This window comes from Actinomycetospora chlora, assembly GCF_039542135.1.
Taxonomy (GTDB): Bacteria; Actinomycetota; Actinomycetes; order Mycobacteriales; family Pseudonocardiaceae; genus Actinomycetospora; species Actinomycetospora chlora.
This window is the reverse complement of the sequence record NZ_BAABHO010000005.1, coordinates 54,360-73,590: the sequence shown is the minus strand read 5'-3', so window position 1 is coordinate 73,590 and position 19,231 is coordinate 54,360. Positions and strand designations below refer to the sequence as shown.

The following is a 19,231-nucleotide window of genomic DNA, read 5'->3' as shown; positions in this document are numbered from 1 at the left end:
GCGCGGCGGTCCCCGGGGTCGTCGGGGGTGGCCGGTAGCCTTCGAACGCGTGTTCGCTCGGAGCGACGGGAGGGTCGTGCGGTGATCTCGTCGGTGCGCGGGGAGGTGCTGTCGCTCGGGCTGGACCACGCCGTCGTGGAGGTCGGCGGCGTCGGGCTGGCCGTGCAGGCCACGCCGTCGACGCTCGCCCGGCTGCGCCGCGGCCAGCCCGCCCGGCTCGACACCGCGCTGGTGGTGCGGGAGGACTCGCTGACGCTCTTCGGGTTCGCCGACGCGGCCGAGCGCGAGATGTTCCTGCTGCTGCAGACGGTCTCGGGGGTGGGGCCGCGGGTCGCGCTGGCCACGCTCGCGGTGCTCGACCCGGCGGCGCTGAGCCACGCGCTGGCCGACGGCAACCTCACGACGCTCATGAGCGTGCCGGGCATCGGGCGCAAGGGCGCCGAGCGCCTGGTGGTCGAGCTGCGGGACAAGGTGGCCCCGCCCGGCGCGGCGGACGCCGCCGACGGCGCGGCGCCCACCAGCCCGGTCGCGGCCGGCACGCTGCGCGACCAGGTGGTCGAGGCGCTGGTCGGGCTCGGCTTCGCCGCCAAGCCCGCGGAGAAGGCCGTGGACGAGGTGCTGGGCGCCGACGGGTCCGCCGACTCGTCGGCGGTGCTGCGGGCCGCGCTGTCGAGGCTGGGGCCGCGGTGAACGGAGACGAAGCGCAGCGGAGCTCGACCCGGGACGCTGCGGACGATCCCCTGACCGAGGACCTCGAGCGCGCGCTGGCGAGCACGGCCGGCGACGGCGAGTCCGACCTCGAGAACCGCCTGCGGCCGGCCCGGCTCGAGGAGTTCATCGGCCAGCCGCGGGTGCGCGAGCAGCTCGACCTCGTGCTCCAGGGCGCGATGCGCCGCGGGCGCCCGCCGGACCACGTGCTGCTCTCCGGCCCACCCGGCCTGGGCAAGACGAGCCTCGCGATGATCATCGGGCACGAGCTCGGCAGCGCCGTGCGCATCACGTCCGGCCCGGCGCTGGAGCGGGCGGGCGACCTCGCGGCGATGCTGTCCAACCTCGTCGAGGGCGACGTCCTGTTCATCGACGAGATCCACCGCATGGCCCGGCCGGCGGAGGAGATGCTCTACCTCGCGATGGAGGACTTCCGGGTCGACGTCGTCGTCGGCAAGGGGCCCGGGGCCACGTCGATCCCGCTGGACGTCGCACCGTTCACGCTGGTCGGGGCCACGACGCGGGCCGGGGCCCTGACGGGCCCGCTGCGCGACCGGTTCGGCTTCACCGGCCACATGGAGTTCTACGAGCCGTCCGATCTCGAGCTGGTGCTGCGCCGCAGCGCGCTGATCCTCGACGTCGACCTGCGCCCGGACGGCGGCCGCGAGATCGCCGGGCGCTCGCGCGGCACGCCCCGCATCGCGAACCGCCTGCTGCGCCGCGTGCGCGACTACGCGGAGGTCCGCGCCGACGGGGCGGTGACCCGCGACGTCGCCCGCGCCGCCCTGGCGGTCTACGACGTCGACGAGCTCGGGCTCGACCGGCTGGACCGCGCCGTGCTCGGCGCCCTCGTGCGCTCGTTCGGCGGCGGCCCGGTCGGCGTCTCCACGCTGGCGGTCGCGGTGGGGGAGGAGCCGGGCACGGTCGAGGAGGTCTGCGAGCCCTACCTCGTGCGCGCCGGGATGCTCGCCCGCACCCCGCGCGGCCGGGTCGCGACGCCCGCCGCGTGGCGCCACCTCGGGCAGGAGCCGCCGGACGCGGGGTCCGACCAGCGGGACGACGAGCGGGGCCAGGGGACCCTGTTCGGCTGAGCTGGCAGACTCGGAATCGGACACACGCGGGGCGCTCCACGGTCGCGCCCGCCCGGTGAACGGAGAACGATGGACCTGATCTTCCCGCTGCTCATCCTGCTCATGATCGGGCTGGTGTTCTTCTCCAGCCGGCAGCGCAAGAAGCAGGAGGCCCAGCAGCAGAGCCTGCAGAACGCCCTGAACGTGGGCGACGTCGTCGTCATGACCTCCGGCATCAGCGGCACCGTGGTCGATGTCGACGACGAGCGCACCATCGACGTCGAGATCGCGCCCGACGTCGTCACCACCTGGCTGCGCGCCGCGGTGCGCGAGAAGCTCGTGGGCGAGGAGAACGTCGTCGAGCCCGAGGAGATCGAGGACGCGGACGTCGTGCCGCAGTCGTCGGTGCCCACCGAGTCGACGCCGGTCGTCGACGCCGGCACGAACGGGTCGGGCACGGCGAAGGCGGACATCGCGGCGGACAACGCGGACACCTCGTCCGACTCCGCCGCGCGCCGCACGTCCTGACCCCTCGAGGGGCGGGGCGGCGCCGGGAGCGCCGGACCCGGCGCACTACCCTCGGGTCCAACCCCTCGGCCGACCCCTCACGACCTCCTGGAGCAACGCAGCGTGGCCCCTCCGACCGTCCGCTTCCGGCCCGGGCGCTACCTCGCCGCCTTCGTGGTGATCGTGGCCGCGCTCTACGGCCTGGTGTTCTTCACGGGGGACGGGTCGCCGACGCCGAAGCTCGGCATCGACCTGCAGGGCGGGACGCGGGTGACGCTCACGGCGCGCACCGAGACCGGGGCGCCGCCGACCACCGACCAGCTCAACCTGGCGCGCCAGATCATCGACCAGCGCGTCAACGGGCTCGGCGTCAGCGGCGCCGAGGTGGTGCAGGACGGCAACAACCTCGTCATCACCGTCCCGGGCACGGGCGGCGACCAGGCGCGCTCGCTGGGCCAGACGGCGCGGCTGTACTTCCGCCCGGTGATCGGCGGGCCGATCCCGGCCGGGCCCCAGCAGCCGGGCCAGCCCGGTCAGCCCGGTCAGCCGGGTCAGGAGAGCGCGCCGCCCGGACAGTCCGGCACCGGCGCCGGGACGCCCGGCCAGACGCCGGGGGGCCAGAGCGCGCCCATCGGTCCGCGCCAGCAGCCGCCGCCCACGCCCCCGCCCGGCGGTGACGGCGGCGGGACGTCGCAGGACCCGCGCCAGGCGCAGGCCATCGCCGAGGCGAAGGCGACGCGCCAGAGCGAGGACCCTGCGGTGCAGGAGCAGGCCGCCCTGGCGCTGAACTGCCAGGTCGAGGACCCGCTGCGCGGCTACGACGACCCGGGCAAGCCGCTCGTCGCGTGCAACCGCGAGGGCACCGAGAAGTACCTGCTCGGTCCGTCGATCCTCTCGGGCACCGACGTCGCCAGCGCGACGCCCAACCCGAACCCGCAGGGCGTCGGCTGGGTGATCAACCTGGCCTTCAAGGGCGGCCAGCCGGCGACGACGTGGGCGGACTACACCAGCGCCAACGTCAACAACTCCAACGCGGTCGTGCTCGACTCGCAGGTGGTCTCGGCGCTGCGCATCGTGCAGCCCCTGCTCGACGGCAACGCCCAGATCTCGGGCAACTTCAACCAGGGCTCGGCCACCGACTTCGCCAACGTCCTGCGCTACGGCTCGCTGCCGCTGTCGTTCGACACCTCCGAGGCGCAGACGGTGTCGGCGACGCTCGGGCTCGCGTCCCTGGAGGCCGGGCTCATCGCCGGCATCGTCGGGCTGGCGCTGGTGTTCGTGTACTCGCTGTTCTACTACCGCGCCCTCGGCGTGCTGACGATCCTGTCGCTGATCCTGTCCGGGCTGGTCGTCTACGCCGTGCTCGTGCTGCTCGGGCGCGGGATCGGCTTCACGCTCGACCTCGCCGGCGTCGCCGGGTTCATCGTCGCGATCGGCATCACGGCCGACTCGTTCGTGATCTTCTTCGAACGCATCAAGGACGAGGTGCGCGAGGGCCGGAGCTTCCGGTCCGCGGTGCCACGGGGCTGGATCCGGGCCAGACGCACGATCCTGTCCGGCGACGCGGTCAGCTTCCTCGCGGCGGTGGTGCTGTACGTGCTCGCCGTCGGCCAGGTCAAGGGCTTCGCCTTCACCCTGGGCATGTCCACCGTCCTCGACCTCGTCGTGGTGTTCCTCGTGACGCACCCCCTGCTCGCCCTGGCGTCGAACTCGCGCCTGTTCTCCAGCCCCGCCTGGTCCGGTCTCGGCGAGGTGGTGCGCGACGTGCCCGGCCCGCAACGGGGCTCCGGGCCGCCGAAGGCCGGGGCGCGACGCGCGCCCGCGAGCCGGGCCGGCGCCGGGTCCGCGCGCACCCGTGGGGGTGCCCGGTGACCCGCCCGACCGGTCGCCGCGCCGCGGGACGCCGCCGCGCCGAGGACCGTGCCGACGACCGTGTGGACGAGCTCGACGACGAGGTGCTCGACACCGAGGACGCGGCCGACGACCCGGAGCTCGACGCCGACGTCGACCCCGACGACGCCCCCGAGGACGAGGACGCCGCTCCCCGGCGGGGCGCCGCCCGCCGGACCCGCCGCCCGAGCCGGCTCGACGCCCTGTACCGCGGCAACGGTGGGCTGGACATCGTCGGCCGGGCGAAGACCTGGTACCTGGTGTTCGGCATCGCGGTGCTCATCTGCGTGCTGTCGATGGTGTTCCGCGGCTTCAACTTCGGCATCGACTTCGAGGGCGGCACCAGCGTCCAGATGCCCGCCGCCGGGGCGAACGGCCCGATCGTCACCGAGCAGGTCGAGCAGACCTACGACCAGGCGCTGGGCTTCCCGGCGACGTCGGTGCAGTCGGCCGGCCAGGGCACGTCGGCGACGATCATCATCCGGTCGGAGCGTCTGGACATCGGGCAGGTCGTGGCCCTGCGCCAGGCCCTGTTCGACCGGTTCCAGCCCCTGGGCACCACCGGCACCCCCGACCCGCAGGCGATCTCCGACAGCGCCGTGAGCGCCAGCTGGGGTGGCGAGATCACCCGCCAGGCGATCATCGCGCTCGCGGTGTTCCTCGTGCTCGTCACGATCTACCTGTCGTTCTACTTCGAACGCCGGATGGCGTTCGCGGCGCTGATCGCGCTGGCCAACGACATCATCATCACCGCCGGCGTGTACTCCCTGGTCGGCTTCGAGGTCTCGCCCGCCACGGTCATCGGCCTGCTGACGATCCTGGGCTTCTCGCTCTACGACACCGTCGTCGTGTTCGACAAGGTCCGCGAGAACACCCGCGGCCTGCTCGGGCTCACGCGGCGCACCTACGCCGAGGCCGCGAACCTCGCGGTCAACCAGACGCTGATGCGCTCGCTCAACACCTCGCTCATCGCGGCGCTGCCGCTGATCGGGCTGTTCGTGGTGGGCGTCGTGCTCCTCGGCGTCGGCGTGCTCGGCGACCTCGCGCTCGTGCAGCTCGTCGGCACGATCGTCGGCGCGGCCTCGTCGGTGCTGCTCGCGACGCCGATCGTCGTCGACCTCGCGATGCGCGACCGCCGGTGGAAGCAGCAGGCGCAGAAGGTCGAGGCGCGGCGTGCCAAGACGGCCCGCCGGGCCGCCGGCGACGACACCGCCGCGGAGAACGGCACGAGCGGGCCGGCCACCGACGTGCTGGACACCCGCGAGGTGGCGGCGGCGGGGGCGGGCCGGTCCGGGGGCACCCCGCCGACCGGGCGCGGCGCGTCCGCCCCGCGCCCGGGCGCCCGCCCCGCGGGCAAGACGAGCCGGCCGTCGGGCAAGCGGCGCCGGTGAGCGTCCCGACCCCGGCGGCCGACCTCGAGCGGGTCACCGGCCTGCTGCGCGACGTCCCGGACTTCCCGTCGCCCGGCATCCGCTTCTGGGACCTCAGCGCCCTGCTCGCGGACGGCGGCGGCCTGGCCGCCACCACGCGCCTGCTCGCCTCGGCCGCCGACGACGCCGACGTCGTCGTGGGCATCGAGGCGCGCGGGTTCCTGCTCGGCGCGGCGGTGGCGCACGCGCTGGGCGTCGGGGTCGTGGCCGTGCGCAAGCAGGGCAAGCTGCCGATGGTGGCGGCCACGCGGTCCTACGACCTCGAGTACGGCTCGGCGACGCTCGAGCTGCCCGCCGAGGTGCTGCGGCCCGGGGCGCGGGCGCTGCTCGTCGACGACGTGCTGGCCACCGGCGGCACCGCGGCGGCCGCGGCCGAGCTCGTCGAGGGCGCCGGTGCGCAGGTCGCGGCGGTCGCGGTCGTGCTCGAGCTGCCGGCGCTGCACGGGCGCGAGCGGCTCGACGGGCACCCCGTGCACGCGCTGCTGGCGCGCTGAGCGACCGCTCGTCCGCTCCCCGCGCGGTGGCTGACGGCCGCCGGACCGCCCGTCGCGACACGATCTCCGGCGCGATCCCGTCACCCACGCAGACCGATGGTGGGCGACCGATCGCCCGATCGGCCCCCGACCGTCCGGACACGCCGGTCCGCCGGGGATACCCTGGATGGATTCCGGACGTGCCGCGGGTGCCGGCCCGTCGCCCGTCCGGGAGGGAGGGACGACGCGTGAGCCAGGACGTCAGCCCGGACGTCGCCGCGGGCGCACCTCGCGCGGCCGAGGTCGCCCCCGAGGTCGCCCCCGGGACCGCCCCGACGGCCACCGGCGAAGCCTCCCGCGACGACGCCGTGCTCGACGCCGCGGGGCTCTCGCCGGCGCCGCCGGTGAGCGCCACGCGCCCGCCGTCGGCCACCCGCCGGGTCCGCGCCCGCATCGCGCGGCGCATCACCGCCCAGCGCTCGGGCGCGGTCAAGCCGGTGCTCGAGCCGCTCGCCGCGGTGCACCGCGAGCTGCACCCGTCGGCGGACATGGCGACGCTGCAGCGGGCGTACGACACCGCGGAGCGCTTCCACGACGGCCAGATGCGCAAGAGCGGCGACCCCTACATCACCCACCCGCTGGCCGTCGCGACGATCCTCGGCGAGCTGGGCATGGACACCACGACGCTGGTCGCGGCCCTGCTGCACGACACCGTCGAGGACACCGACTACGCGCTGGACAAGCTCTCGGCCGACTTCGGGGCCGAGGTGGCGCACCTCGTCGACGGCGTCACCAAGCTGGACAAGGTCCAGCTCGGGGCGGCCGCCGAGGCCGAGACCATCCGCAAGATGGTCGTCGCGATGGCGCGCGACCCGCGGGTGCTCGTCATCAAGCTGGCCGACCGGCTGCACAACATGCGCACGATGCGCTTCCTCAAGCCGGAGAAGCAGGCCAAGAAGGCCCGCGAGACCCTCGAGGTGCTCGCGCCGCTGGCCCACCGGCTGGGGATGTCGACGGTCAAGTGGGAGCTCGAGGACCTCGCGTTCGCGATCCTGCACCCCAAGCGCTACGACGAGATCGTCCGCCTCGTCGCCGACCGCGCGCCCAGCCGCGACACCTACCTGCGCAGCGTCATCGACGAGGTGTCCGGCCAGCTCACCGAGGCGCGGGTGAAGGCCGAGGTGCTCGGGCGCCCGAAGCACTACTACTCGATCTACCAGAAGATGATCGTCAAGGGGAAGGACTTCGACGACATTCACGACCTGGTGGGCGTGCGCGTGCTCGTCGAGGACGTCCGCGACTGCTACGCGGCGATGGGCATGGTCCACGCCCTGTGGCAGCCGATGCCCGGCCGGTTCAAGGACTACATCGCCCAGCCCCGGTTCGGGGTGTACCAGTCGCTGCACACCACCGTGATCGGGCCGGACGGGCAGCCGCTCGAGGTGCAGATCCGTACCCACGAGATGCACCGCACCGCCGAGTACGGCATCGCGGCGCACTGGCGCTACAAGGAGACGAAGGGCGCCCACGGCTCCAAGGGCGGGTCCCACGGCGGCTCGGCCGGCGACGGCACCCTCGAGCTCGACGAGATGGCCTGGATGCGCCAGCTGCTCGACTGGCAGCGGGAGGCCGCGGACCCGGGCGAGTTCCTGGAGTCCCTGCGCTACGACCTCGCCACCCGCGAGATCTTCGTGTTCACGCCCAAGGGCGACGTCATCACGCTGCCCAGCGGCTCCACGCCGGTCGACCTCGCCTACGCCGTGCACACCGAGGTCGGCAACAAGTGCATCGGCAGCCGCGTCAACGGCCGCCTGGTGGCCCTCGAGCGCGAGCTCGAGAACGGCGAGGTCGTCGAGATCTTCACCTCGAAGGCCGAGGGCGCCGGGCCGTCGCGCGACTGGCTGTCGTTCGTCGCCTCGCCGCGGGCCAAGCAGAAGATCAAGCAGTGGTTCGCCAAGGAGCGGCGCGAGGAGGCCATCGAGGGCGGCAAGGAGGCCATCACCCGCGAGGCCCGCCGCACCGGCCTGCCCCTGCAGCGCCTCGTCTCGGCCGACTCGATGGCCGCCCTCGCCCACGAGCTGCGCTACCAGGACGTCTCCGCGCTCTACGCCGCGGTGGGCGAGCACCACGTCTCGGCCCGCCACGTCGTGCAGCGCCTTGTGGCCCTGCTCGGCGGCGTCGAGCAGAACGAGGAGGACCTCGCCGACCGGGCCACGCCGTCGACGGTCCAGCGCCGCCGCGGTACGGGCGACGTGGGCGTGGTGCTCGACGACATGGAGAGCGGAGTCGACGGCGGCCAAACTGACGTGTGGATCAAGCTCGCCCGGTGCTGCACGCCGGTGCCCGGCGACGGGATCCTCGGCTTCGTCACCCGCGGCGGTGGGGTCAGCGTCCACCGCACTGACTGCACCAACGCCGACGAGCTGCGCAGCGAGCCCGAGCGGCTGGTCAACGTCCACTGGGCGTCCTCGTCCAGCGCGCTGTTCCTCGTCGCGATCCAGGCCGAGGCGCTCGACCGGCACCGCCTGCTCTCCGACATCACCAAGGTGCTGGCCGACGAGAAGGTCAACATCCTGTCCGCGTCGGTCACCACCAGCCGCGACCGCGTGGCGGTCAGCCGGTTCTCCTTCGAGATGGGCGACCCCAAGCACCTCGGCCACGTGCTCAAGGCGGTCCGCAACGTCGAGGGCGTCTACGACGTCTACCGGGTCACCTCGGCGAGCTGACCGGCCCCGCGGTCAGTCCCGGCGGCGGGACAGGGCGTCGACGGCGCGCCCGACGACGTGGCGGGGCGGCTGTGCCTCGGGGTGCCAGTCGGGGCGGGCCGAGCGCGGGTCGAGGGCGTCGACCGTCTCGGGGTCCATCGGCGGTCCGTCCGAGGGCCGGGTGAGCGAGCGGACCCCGGCGTCGACGACGGTGACGAGCGGGACCGCGAGCAGGGCCCCGGCGATGCCGGCGAGGACGAGGCCGCAGGCGATCGGCAGGACGACCGCGAGCGGGTGGAGCTTGATCGACCGCCCGAGCAGCAGGGGCTGGAGGATGTAGCCCTCGAGGTTCTGCACGAGCAGGAGCAGCAGGGCGACGAGCAGGGCGTCGGTGATCCCGCCGCTGACCAGCGCGACGAGCACGGCGACGACGCCGGACACGACGGCGCCGAGGGTCGGCACGAAGGCGCCGAAGAAGATCAGCGCGGCCAGCGGGACGGGCAGCGGCACCCCGATCAGCCACAGGCCCACGCCCGCGGTGATGGCGTCGGCGGCGGCCACCAGGATGGTCGCGCGGGTGTAGCCCACGAGCGACGCGAACGCCCGGCGCCCGGCGACGTCGGCGCGGTTGCGCGCCTGGCGGGGGATCGCCTTGAGCACGAAGCGCCAGACCGTGCCGCCGTCGTAGACGAAGAAGATCAGGGTGAACAGCGCCAGCAGCAGCTCGGTGAACGCCTCGCCGAGGGTGCTCACCGCGCCGAGCGCGCTGCCGGCCAGCGTCGCCTGGCTGGACTGCAGCGTGGACAGGACCTGGTTGCCGATCGCGGTGAACTGCTCGTTGTTCAGCCCCAGCGGGCCGGTGCGCAGCCACTCCTGGATGCCGGCGACGCTCGCCACCAGCTGCGACGACAGCTCCGGGAGGCCGGACACGAACGCCAGGCCGACGCCGTAGAAGACGCCGCCGACGATCGCGACCCCGCCGACGATGACGATCACGGTGGCCAGCGCGTGGGGCAGCCAGCGCACGCGGGACAGGGCGTGCGCGGACGGGGCGAGCAGTGACGCCGCGATGAGCGCGAGCACGACCGGCAGCACCACGGCCCCGAGCAGGCCGAGCACGTAGACGATGACCGCGACCGCGAGGGCGAGCAGCAGGAGCCGCCACGACAGCGCGGTGGCGACCTCGAGCCCGGCGGGGATCTCCCAGCGCTTGCGCCGCGGGAGGACGACGCCGCGGCCCGCGTCGGGCGCGTCGGCGTCCCCCAGGGGTCCGGCTGCCCCGTCACCGGGGCTGTCCGGGACGCCGAGTGCTGTCACCCCCGCACCGTAGCCCGGTGTGCCACACGGCGTTCGTTGTCGGTGGATCGCTGCTGGATCGGTGCAGAGGCGACTACGATGGCCGCGTGAGCCGACGAGCCAAGATCGTGTGCACGCTGGGGCCGGCGACGTCCTCACCGCAGGCCATCCGCGACCTCGTCCGCGCCGGGATGGACGTCGCCCGCCTCAACTTCAGCCACGGCAGCCACGCCGAGCACGAGCGCACCTACCGCCTGGTCCGCGAGGCGGCCGACGCGGAGGGGCGCGCGGTCGGGATCCTCGCCGACCTGCAGGGCCCGAAGATCCGCCTCGGGCGGTTCGCCGACGGCCCGCAGGTGTGGGCCACCGGCGAGACGGTGCGGATCACCACCGAGGACGTCGCGGGCACCCACGACCGCGTCTCCACCACCTACGCGGGCCTCGCCGACGACGTCCGGCCCGGCGAGTCGCTGCTGGTCGACGACGGCAACGTCGCGCTCGAGGTGGTCGACGTCGAGGGCCGCGACGTCGTCGCGCGGGTGGTCGAGGGCGGGCGCGTCTCCGACAACAAGGGCATCTCGCTGCCCAACACCGCGGTGTCGGTGCCGGCGATGAGCGACAAGGACGAGGCCGACCTGCGCTTCGCGCTCGGCCTGCGGGTCGACGTCGTCGCGCTGTCGTTCGTGCGCTCGCCCGCCGACGCCGAGCTCGTCCACAAGATCATGGACGAGCACGACTGCCGCCTGCCGGTGATCGCCAAGCTCGAGAAGCCCGAGGCCGTCGACGCGCTGGAGGCGATCGTCCTGGCCTTCGACGCGATCATGGTCGCGCGCGGCGACCTGGGCGTCGAGCTCGCGCTCGAGGACGTGCCGCTGGTGCAGAAGCGCGCGGTGCAGATCGCGCGGGAGAACGCGAAGCCGGTGGTCGTCGCCACGCAGATGCTCGAGTCGATGATCCACAACTTCCGTCCGACCCGGGCCGAGGCGTCCGACGTCGCCAACGCGGTGCTCGACGGCGCCGACGCGGTGATGCTCTCGGGGGAGACCAGCGTCGGCGAGTACCCGATCGAGACGGTCGAGACGATGTCGCGGATCGTCTCCGCCGTGGAGGTCGGGCCGGCGTCGGTGCCGCCGATCCAGCACGTGCCGCGCACGCAGCGCGGCGTCGTCACCACGGCCGCCCGCGACATCGGCGAGCGCCTCAACGCCCGCGCGCTGGTGGCCTTCACGCGCACCGGCGACACCGTGCGCCGGCTGGCCCGCCTGCACACCCGGCTGCCGGTGCTGGCGTTCACGCCGGTGCCCGCCATCCGCAGCCAGCTCGCGCTGAGCTGGGGCGTCGAGACGTTCCTCGTGCCGTGGGCGGAGACCACCGACGCGATGATCCGCCAGGTCGACGCCTCGCTGCTCGAGATCGGCCGCTTCGCCGCGGGCGAGCTCGTCGTCATCGTGTCGGGCTCGCCGCCGGGCACCGCGGGCAAGACCAACCTGCTGCGCGTGCACAAGATCGGCGAGGACGCCCGCTAGCGTCGAGGGGTGACCGCGACGAGCCACCGCTTCGACGCCCTGACCGCCGAGCACATGCGGGCCGGGGGCAGCTGGAAGTGGTCGACGCCCGGGGAGTCGCACGGCCGCGGGCTGATCGGCGCGTTCGTCGCCGAGATGGACTTCCCGGTGGCCGACGCCGTCGCCGACGCGGTGCGTCGCGCCGCGGACGCGTCGCAGCTGGGGTACCTGCCCGACGACTGGGCGGCCGACATGGCCGACGCCTGCTCGGCCTTCTGGGGCGAGCGCTTCGGCTGGGCGCCGGACCCGGCGTGGGTGCGCCCGGTGCCCGACGTGCTGACCGCGTTCACCGCCACCGTCCGGCACTTCACGCGCCCGGGCAGCGCCGTCGTGCTGCCCACGCCGGCGTACATGCCGTTCCTGACCGTGCCGGGGATGCTCGACCGCGAGCTCGTGCAGGTCCCGATGCCGCGGTCGGACGGCCGCCTCGTGCTCGACCTCGACGCGATCGACCGGGCGTTCGCCGACGGCGCGGGCCTGCTGGTGCTGACCAACCCCCACAACCCCACCGGCCGGGTGTTCGACGACGCCGAGCTCGCCGCCCTCACCGAGGTCGTGGCCCGCCACGGGGCACGGGTGTTCGCCGACGAGATCCACGCGCCGCTGACGTTCGGGGGCGCGCGGCACCGCCCGTACGCGGCGTCGTCATCGGTGGCGGCCGGGCACACCGTCACGGCGACCTCGGCGTCGAAGGCCTGGAACACCCCGGGCCTCAAGTGCGGGCAGGTGATCCTGTCGAACGCGGCCGACGCGGAGCACTGGGCCGCCACCGGCTACCTCGCCGAGCACGGCACCGCGACGCCCGGCGTGCTCGCAACGACCGCGGCCTACCGCGACGCCCGCGGCTGGCTCGACGAGGTGCTCGCCTACCTAGACGGCAACCGCGCCCTGCTCGCCGGCGCCGACCTGCCCGGCCTGGACGTCACCGTCCCCGACGGCACGTACCTGGCGTGGCTCGACGGCCGCGGGCTGGCCCTCGACGAGCCGCCCTCGGCATTCCTGCAGCGCGAGGCGGGGGTCGTCCTCACCGACGGCGCGGCGTGCGGCGAGGCCGGCCGCGGCGGGATGCGGCTCAACCTCGCCATGTCCCGCCCCGTCCTCACCGAGGCCCTCACCCGGATCCGCACCGCCCTACGTGCGTGATCTTCCGAGCTATAGCTCGGAAGATCACGCACGTGGGTGGTCACCAGGGGAGGGGCTCGTCGTCGGGGAGGCCGGAGGCGAGGAGGGAGGCGAGGTGGTCGCCCCGGCGCTCGGAGAGCTGGTCGATCTGGGTGCGGCAGGAGAAGCCGTCGGCGACGACCGCGGTCCCGGCGCCGGCGGACCGCACGCGGGGGAGCAGCACCTGCTCGGCGCACGCCACCGACACCTCGTAGTGGCCCTGCTCGAAGCCGAAGTTGCCGGCCAGCCCGCAGCAGCCCGAGTCCAGCACCTCGACCTCGGCGCCGGCGCGCGCCAGCACCGCGGTCTCGGCGCCGTAGCCGCCGGTCGCGTGCTGGTGGCAGTGCTGCTGCACGATGACGTCCCGCCCGGCGAGCCCCGGCGGCGTCCAGTCCGGGGCCCGCTCGGCGAGCAGCCGTCCCAGCGTCGTCGTCGCCCCGGCGATCGCGTCGGCCCGCGGCCCGGGCAGCAGGTTGGGGGCGTCGTCGGTGAACACCGCCGTGCAGCTCGGCTCCAGCCCCACGATCGGCATCCCCGCCCGCACCGCCGGCGCCAGCGCGTCGAGCGTGCGGCCCAGGACGCGGGCGGCGACGTCGAGCTGGCCGGTGGTCACCCACGTCAGCCCGCAGCACAGCTCCCTGTCCGGCAGCCGCACCCGGAAGCCGGCCGCCTCCAGCACCCGGACCGCGTCGGCGCCGGCGCGGGGGTGCAGGAACTCGGTGAACGTGTCGGGCCACAGGAGCACCTCGCCGCGCTCACCGCTGCCCCGCGGCCCGCGCTCCCGGTACCAGTGCGAGAACCGCGGCGTCGCGAACGCCGGGATGCTGCGGCGCTCGTCGATGCCGCCGGCCCGCTTGAGCAGCCCCGCGAGCCGTGACGCCGTCAGCCGGTTGACCAGCGGCGCCACGGGCGAGGCGACGCGCGCGAGCGCGGGCAGCCAGCCCATCGACAGGTGCGACCGGGGGCGCCGGTGCTGGCGCCCCTCGTAGTGGTGGTGGAGGAACTCGGCCTTGTAGGTGGCCATGTCGACGTTGACCGGGCAGTCCGACAGGCAGCCCTTGCACGCCAGGCACAGGTCGAGGGCGTCGCGGACCTCGGTCGAGCGCCAGCCGTCGCGGATCGGGGAGTCGGCGTGGCCGCGCAGCATCTCCCACAGCAGGCGCGCGCGGCCGCGGGTGGAGTGGTGCTCCTCGCCGGTGACGCGGTACGACGGGCACATCACGTCCCCGTCGGTGCGCCGGCAGCGCCCCACCCCGATGCAGCGCTCGACGGCGCGGGTGAAGCGGCCGTCGTCCGACGGGTAGGCGAACGCGGACGCGGGGTCGTCGGGGGCGTAGTCGGCGCCGACGTGCAGGTGCTCGTCGAGCCGGTAGGGGTGGACGACCTTCCCGGGGTTCATGCGGTTGCGCGGATCGAACAGCGCCTTCACCGACTCGAAGGCCGCCACCAGCTCGGGGCCGTACATGCGCACGAGCAGCTCGCCGCGCGACTGGCCGTCGCCGTGCTCGCCCGAGAGCGACCCGCCGTAGCGCACGCAGAGGTCGGCCGAGCGCTCCATGAACGAGCGGTAGTCGGCGATCCCGGCCGGGGAACCGAGGTCGAACGGGATGCGGGTGTGGATGCAGCCGTGCCCGAAGTGGCCGTAGATCGCGGTGCCCTCGGTGAACCCGTACTCCTCGACGAGCGCGACCCAGTCGGCCATGTAGTCCGCGAGCCGGTCGGTGGGCAGGGCGGCGTCCTCCCAGCCCTCGTAGTTGTCCCGCCCGGTGCGCGGGTCGCGCGCGGAGACGGGCAGGGCCGACTCCCGGATCGCGAACAGCTCGGCCTGCTCGGCGGGATCGGTGACGGTGAGGACCGAGCAGGTGCCCTCCAGCTCCGCGGCGAGGGCGCGGGCGCGCTCCCGCGCCCGGTCGGCGTCGTCGTCGCGCATCTGGGCCATCAGCCAGCTGTGCCCGGCGGGCATGGCGGCCATCGCCCGCTGGTGGAAGCCGCGGGCGCGCTCGAACTCGACGATGTTGCGGTCGATGCACTCCAGGAAGTGCGGGGTGTGCGGCAGGATCTCCTCGACGCTGCGGGCGGCGGCCACGACGTCGTCGAAGCCGAGCACCACCAGCGCGGTGTGGGGCGCCTCGGTGACGAGGTCGAGCTCGGCGTGCAGCACCGTGACCAGCGTCGACTCCGACCCGACGAGCGCCTTGGCGACGTCGAAGCCGTGCCCGTCGGCGTCCGGGCCGGGCACGAGGTCGTCGAGGTTGTAGCCCGAGACGCGGCGGGGGATGTCCGGAAAGCGCTGCGCGACGAGCTCCGCGTGGTCCTGCGCGATCGCCCGCAGACCGCGGTAGATCTCCGCCCGCCGCCCGCCCGCGGCCTGGATCGCGTCGTACTCCGCGGCGGTGGTCGGGCCCACCCACATCCGCAGCCCGTCGTGGGTGAGGACCTCGAGGCGGCGGACGTTGTCGGCGACCTTCCCGAAGGTCTGTGCCGTGGACCCGCAGGAGTTGTTGCCGATCATCCCGCCGATCGTGCAGCTGACGTGCGTCGCGGGCTTGGGGCCGTAGATCAGCCGGCCGGGCAGGGCGGCGTTGAGGTCGTCGAGCTTGATGCCCGGCTCGACGACGCAGGTGCGGGCGTCCTCGTCGACGGCCACGATCCGCGTGCAGTACTTCGACCAGTCGATCACCACCGCCGCGTTGCAGCACTGTCCGGCGAGGCTCGTCCCGCCGCCGCGGGAGAGCACGGGCACCTCGTGCTCGCGGCACACGGCCAGCGCCGCCACCCCCGCGTCGATCGAGCGGGGGACGACGACGCCGATGGGCACCTGCCGGTAGTTCGAGGCGTCCACGGCGTAGGCGGCGCGGGAGCCGGCGTCGAACCGGACCTCGCCGTCGACCCGTGCCCGCAGCTCCGCGGCGAGGGCCTCCTCCGGGGTCTGCGGGCGGGTGCGGGGTGAGGGCAGATCCACCGTGGCCACGCACCGACCCTGGGCGGCGCGACGGGCCCGCGCAACCCAGCCGCGCCAGCAGGTGCGGGAGGATGGGCGGCGTGGAGCCGGGAGACGCAGCGGAGCGGAGCTCGACCCTCGGCGTGGACGACGCCGCGGTGGGTGCGCTGCTGGGGAAGGTCCAGCGCGTGGCGGTGGTCGGCGTCTCCGACCGCTTCACCCGCCCGAGCTTCCGCATCGCGGCCTACCTCCTCGACCGCACCGCGTGGACGGTCGACCTCGTCAACCCGCACGTCGTGGAGACCCTCGGCCGGCTCTGCGCCCCCACCCTCGCCGACGTCCCGGCGCCCGACCTCGTCGTCGTGTTCCGCGCCCCGGCGGCCTGGGACGCGGTGGTGGACGACGCCGCCGCGGTCGGGGCCGCCGCCGTGTGGCTCCCGTCCGGGGTGGCCGACGCCGACACCACCGCCCGCACCGTCGCCCGGGCCCGGGCCGCCGGGCTGACCGCCGTCGCCGACCGCGACGTCCGCGCCGAGCACCGGCGGTGGTGCGCGTGAGCGCCGTGGTCCGGGAGCCGGACCGTCTCGAGATCCGGGCCAACCGCACGGCCCCGGCCGTCACGCTGGCGACCGGCGTCGTCGGCGTCGCCGCCGGGCTGTGGCTCCTGGCCTCCGGCGGGACCGCGAACGTCGTCCTCGGGGTGGTGCTCCTGCTGTTCTTCGGGGTCGGCGCGGTGCGCGGCGCCGTGCGCCTGGTCCGCGGGCGTCCCCTGCTCGTCGCCACCCGCGAGGGGGTCGACGACGGCGGGTCGATCGTCGTCGCCGGGTTCCTGCCCTGGTCGGAGGTCGGCGCCATCGACGTCCTGCCCGCGCGGGGCGGCGGGATGCTCGTCATCGGCGTTCGCGACCCGGAGGCGGTGCTGGCGCGCACCACCCCGCAGCGGGCGAAGGTCGGCCGCGCCCAGGCGGGACGGCTGGGGAGCCCGGTGGTGCTCCCGCCGGCGGTGCTGCCCGTGCCGGCTCAGGAGCTCGCCGACGACCTCGAGCGGCTGCGTCCGGATTCGTGAGCCCGGACCCGTGAGCGTGCACGACCGGCGCCGCCGCGCGATGGTCGCCCGGCTGCGCCGCGAGGGCATCCGCGACGAGCGCGTCCTCGCTGCCATGGCCGCCGTCCCGCGGCACCGGTTCGTCCCCGCGCACCGCGTGGACGAGGCCTACGGGCCGGGCCCGCTGCCGATCTCCTGCGGGCAGACGATCTCGGCGCCGGCCATGGTGGCCGCGATGGCGTCCCTGCTGGACCTGACCGGCACCGAGCGGGTGCTCGAGGTCGGGGCGGGCAGCGGCTACGCGGCCGCGGTGCTGTCGCGGCTGGCCCGGGAGGTCGTGACGATCGAGTACCACCCGTCGCTGGCCGCCGGGGCGCGGGCCGCGCTCGCCGCCACCGGTCACGACGTCGAGGTCCGCCACGGCGACGGCCGGCTCGGTGCGCCGGACCGGGCGCCGTTCGACGCGGTCGTCGTGGCCGCGATGGCCGAGGGCGAGGTGCCCCCGGCCCTGCTCGAGCAGCTCACGGACGACGGCGTGCTCGTCTGCCCGGTCGGCCACGGTCGCGCGGGCACGCTCGTCCGACGCCGCCGCGACGGGCGGGAGGAGTGCGTCATGCCCGTCTCGTTCGTCCCGCTGCTCTGACCGGCCTACGTGCGTGATCTTCCGTGCTATCGCACGGAAGATCACGCACGTACGAGGGCGAAGGACTCCGGGGCGAGGGTCAGGGTGGTGGCGGCGGTGTCGACGCCGGCCGGGGCGTAGAGCACCTCGCCCGCCGCGACGGGCAGGGTCGCCGGGGCCGCGCCGAGGTTGACCGCCAGGCGCAGGGTCCCGCGGTGCACGACGAGCGTGCGCGCGTCGGCGTCGTGGTCGACGCGGACCGGGTCCAGGTGCGGGTCGGTCAGCTCGGGCTCGGCGCGGCGCAGCGCGATCAGCGTCCGGTAGACCTCGAGCAGCGCGGCGTGCGGCTCGCGGGACGGCTCGGACCAGTCGAGCTTCGAGGCCTCGAAGGTGGCGTCGGCCGTCGGGTCGGGGACCTCCTCGGCGCCCCACCCGTGCTCGGCGAACTCCTTCGTCCGGCCCTCGCGCACGGCGGTCTGCAGCTCCGGGTCGGAGAACCCGACGAAGAATGCCCACGGCGTGCGGGCGCCCCACTCCTCGCCCATGAACACCATCGGCGTGTACGGCGAGCAGAACACCAGCGCGGCGCCGCAGGCCAGCAGGCCCGGCGACACCGACGCGGAGAGCCGGTCGCCGGACGCGCGGTTGCCGACCTGGTCGTGGTCCTGCAGGTAGGCCAGGAACCGGTGGCCGGGGGTGCGCAGCAGGTCGACCGGACGCCCGTGGAGCCGCCCGCGGAACGTCGACCACGTCCCGGCGTGGTGGAACGGGTGGTGCAGCACCTCGGCCAGGGCCGACAGCGCGCCGAAGTCCACGTAGTAGCCCTGGGTCTCGCCGGTGAGGGTGGAGTGCAGGGCGTGGTGGATGTCGTCGCACCACTGCGCGTCCAGCCCGTACCCGCCGGCCTCGCGCGACGTGATCAACCGGGGGTCGTTGAGGTCGGACTCCGCGATCAGCGTCAGCGGGCGGCGCAGGTGGGCCGACAGCGACGCGACGTGGTCGGCCATCTCCTCGAGCAGGTGGGTCGCGCGGGCGTCGCGCAGGGCGTGCACGGCGTCGAGGCGCAGGGCGTCGACGCCGTAGTCACGCAGCCACATCGTGACGTTGTCGAGGATGTAGGCCCGCACGGTGTCCGAGCCCGGCCCGTCGAGGTTCAGCGACGGTCCCCAGACGTTCTCGCCGAGGAAGTAGGGCCCGAAGCGGTCGAGGTAGGCCCCGGACGGCCCGAGGTGGTTGTAGACGACGTCGAGGACGACCCCCAGGCCGCGCGCGTGGCAGGCGTCGACGAAGCGCCGGAACGCCGCGGGCCCGCCGTAGTTCTCGGTGACCGCGTACCAGAGGACGCCGTCGTAGCCCCAGCCGCGCGTCCCGTCGAAGGCGTTGACCGGCAGGACCTCGACGAAGTCCACGCCGAGCTCGACGAGGTGGTCGAGGCGCTCCTCGGCGCCGGCGAACGTGCCGTCCGGGGTGAAGGTCCCGACGTGCATCTCGTAGATCACCGACCCGGGCAGCGACCGCCCGGTCCAGGCGGCGTCGGCGGGGGAGGGCTCGACCTCCACCAGCCGCGAGGCGGCGTGGACGCCGTGGGGCTGCCACCGCGACCGGGGGTCGGGCAGCGGGTCGCCGCCGTCGAGGGCGAAGGCGTAGTCCGTGCCCGGACCGGCGTCGGGCACGGTGACGTGCCACCACCCGTCAGCACCCGCGGTCATCGCCTCGGTGCGGTCGGTGAGGACCAGCACCACCGACGTGCTCTCGGGCGCCCAGACCGCGAAGTCATAGCTCACGGGCCCGATCGTTCCCGACGGACCGCCCGCGCAT

15 protein-coding genes are annotated in these 19,231 nt (G+C 74.6%); 12 read left to right on the top strand and 3 right to left on the bottom strand.

Going from position 1 to position 19,231, the window contains the following annotated elements:
- Positions 1 to 81 precede the first annotated feature (81 nt).
- From ruvA to ABD994_RS04455, 7 genes are all read left to right on the top strand, one after another.
- Entirely contained in the window at positions 82 to 690 is a 609-nt protein-coding gene (gene ruvA / locus ABD994_RS04485; protein WP_345411223.1) for a Holliday junction branch migration protein RuvA, read from the top strand.
- A 50-nt stretch (positions 691 to 740) separates the two neighbouring features.
- Positions 741 to 1,799, top strand: coding sequence for a Holliday junction branch migration DNA helicase RuvB (ruvB, locus tag ABD994_RS04480; protein WP_345411357.1), 1,059 nt, complete (start codon positions 741 to 743; stop codon positions 1,797 to 1,799).
- A gap of 69 nt (positions 1,800 to 1,868) precedes the next feature.
- Positions 1,869 to 2,306 (top strand): preprotein translocase subunit YajC, encoded by a 438-nt coding sequence (yajC, locus tag ABD994_RS04475; protein WP_345411221.1) that lies wholly within the window; start codon positions 1,869 to 1,871, stop codon positions 2,304 to 2,306.
- Positions 2,307 to 2,408: 102 nt separating this feature from the next.
- The gene (gene secD, locus ABD994_RS04470; RefSeq protein ID WP_345411220.1) at positions 2,409 to 4,157 is read left to right on the top strand and encodes a protein translocase subunit SecD; all 1,749 of its coding nucleotides are present in this window, start codon (positions 2,409 to 2,411) and stop codon (positions 4,155 to 4,157) included.
- Entirely contained in the window at positions 4,154 to 5,566 is a 1,413-nt protein-coding gene (gene secF, locus ABD994_RS04465) for a protein translocase subunit SecF (protein WP_425550014.1), read from the top strand. The genes secD and secF overlap by 4 nt, the downstream gene beginning before the upstream one ends.
- Positions 5,563 to 6,099: an adenine phosphoribosyltransferase gene (locus tag ABD994_RS04460; protein ID WP_345411219.1), complete on the top strand. Its 537-nt coding sequence runs from the start codon at positions 5,563 to 5,565 to the stop codon at positions 6,097 to 6,099. Before secF ends, ABD994_RS04460 begins: the two co-directional genes overlap by 4 nt.
- Before the next feature lie 347 nt (positions 6,100 to 6,446).
- A complete protein-coding gene (locus tag ABD994_RS04455) occupies positions 6,447 to 8,804 on the top strand; it encodes a RelA/SpoT family protein (protein WP_345411352.1) in 2,358 nt (785 codons plus the stop codon).
- 12 nt (positions 8,805 to 8,816) lie between these two features.
- On the opposite strand, the gene ABD994_RS04450 is transcribed toward ABD994_RS04455, so the two are convergent.
- Positions 8,817 to 10,100, bottom strand: a complete 1,284-nt coding sequence (locus tag ABD994_RS04450) for an AI-2E family transporter (RefSeq protein ID WP_345411218.1) — start codon at positions 10,098 to 10,100, stop codon at positions 8,817 to 8,819.
- 86 nt (positions 10,101 to 10,186) lie between these two features.
- On the opposite strand from ABD994_RS04450, the gene pyk reads away from it, so the two are divergent.
- Positions 10,187 to 11,605, top strand: coding sequence for a pyruvate kinase (gene pyk, locus ABD994_RS04445; protein WP_345411217.1), 1,419 nt, complete (start codon positions 10,187 to 10,189; stop codon positions 11,603 to 11,605).
- A 9-nt stretch (positions 11,606 to 11,614) separates the two neighbouring features.
- Entirely contained in the window at positions 11,615 to 12,787 is a 1,173-nt protein-coding gene (locus tag ABD994_RS04440; protein ID WP_345411216.1) for a MalY/PatB family protein, read from the top strand.
- Between the two features lie 40 nt (positions 12,788 to 12,827).
- On the opposite strand, the gene ABD994_RS04435 is transcribed toward ABD994_RS04440, so the two are convergent.
- Positions 12,828 to 15,776, bottom strand: a complete 2,949-nt coding sequence (locus tag ABD994_RS04435) for an FAD-binding and (Fe-S)-binding domain-containing protein (RefSeq protein WP_345411215.1) — start codon at positions 15,774 to 15,776, stop codon at positions 12,828 to 12,830.
- A 71-nt stretch (positions 15,777 to 15,847) separates the two neighbouring features.
- Here ABD994_RS04435 and ABD994_RS04430 point away from each other — a divergent pair, with 71 nt between their 5' ends.
- The 3 genes from ABD994_RS04430 to ABD994_RS04420 are packed head-to-tail and all read left to right on the top strand — an operon-like array spanning position 15,848 to position 17,434.
- A complete protein-coding gene (locus ABD994_RS04430; RefSeq protein ID WP_345411214.1) occupies positions 15,848 to 16,303 on the top strand; it encodes a CoA-binding protein in 456 nt (151 codons plus the stop codon).
- On the top strand, positions 16,300 to 16,812 hold the full coding sequence (locus ABD994_RS04425) for an STM3941 family protein (RefSeq protein WP_345411212.1): 513 nt from the start codon (positions 16,300 to 16,302) through the stop codon (positions 16,810 to 16,812). Before ABD994_RS04430 ends, ABD994_RS04425 begins: the two co-directional genes overlap by 4 nt.
- 10 nt (positions 16,813 to 16,822) lie before the next feature.
- On the top strand, positions 16,823 to 17,434 hold the full coding sequence (locus ABD994_RS04420; RefSeq protein ID WP_345411210.1) for a protein-L-isoaspartate(D-aspartate) O-methyltransferase: 612 nt from the start codon (positions 16,823 to 16,825) through the stop codon (positions 17,432 to 17,434).
- 41 nt (positions 17,435 to 17,475) lie between these two features.
- Here ABD994_RS04420 and treZ read toward each other — a convergent pair whose 3' ends face one another.
- Entirely contained in the window at positions 17,476 to 19,197 is a 1,722-nt protein-coding gene (gene treZ, locus ABD994_RS04415) for a malto-oligosyltrehalose trehalohydrolase (protein ID WP_345411209.1), read from the bottom strand.
- Positions 19,198 to 19,231 lie beyond the last annotated feature (34 nt).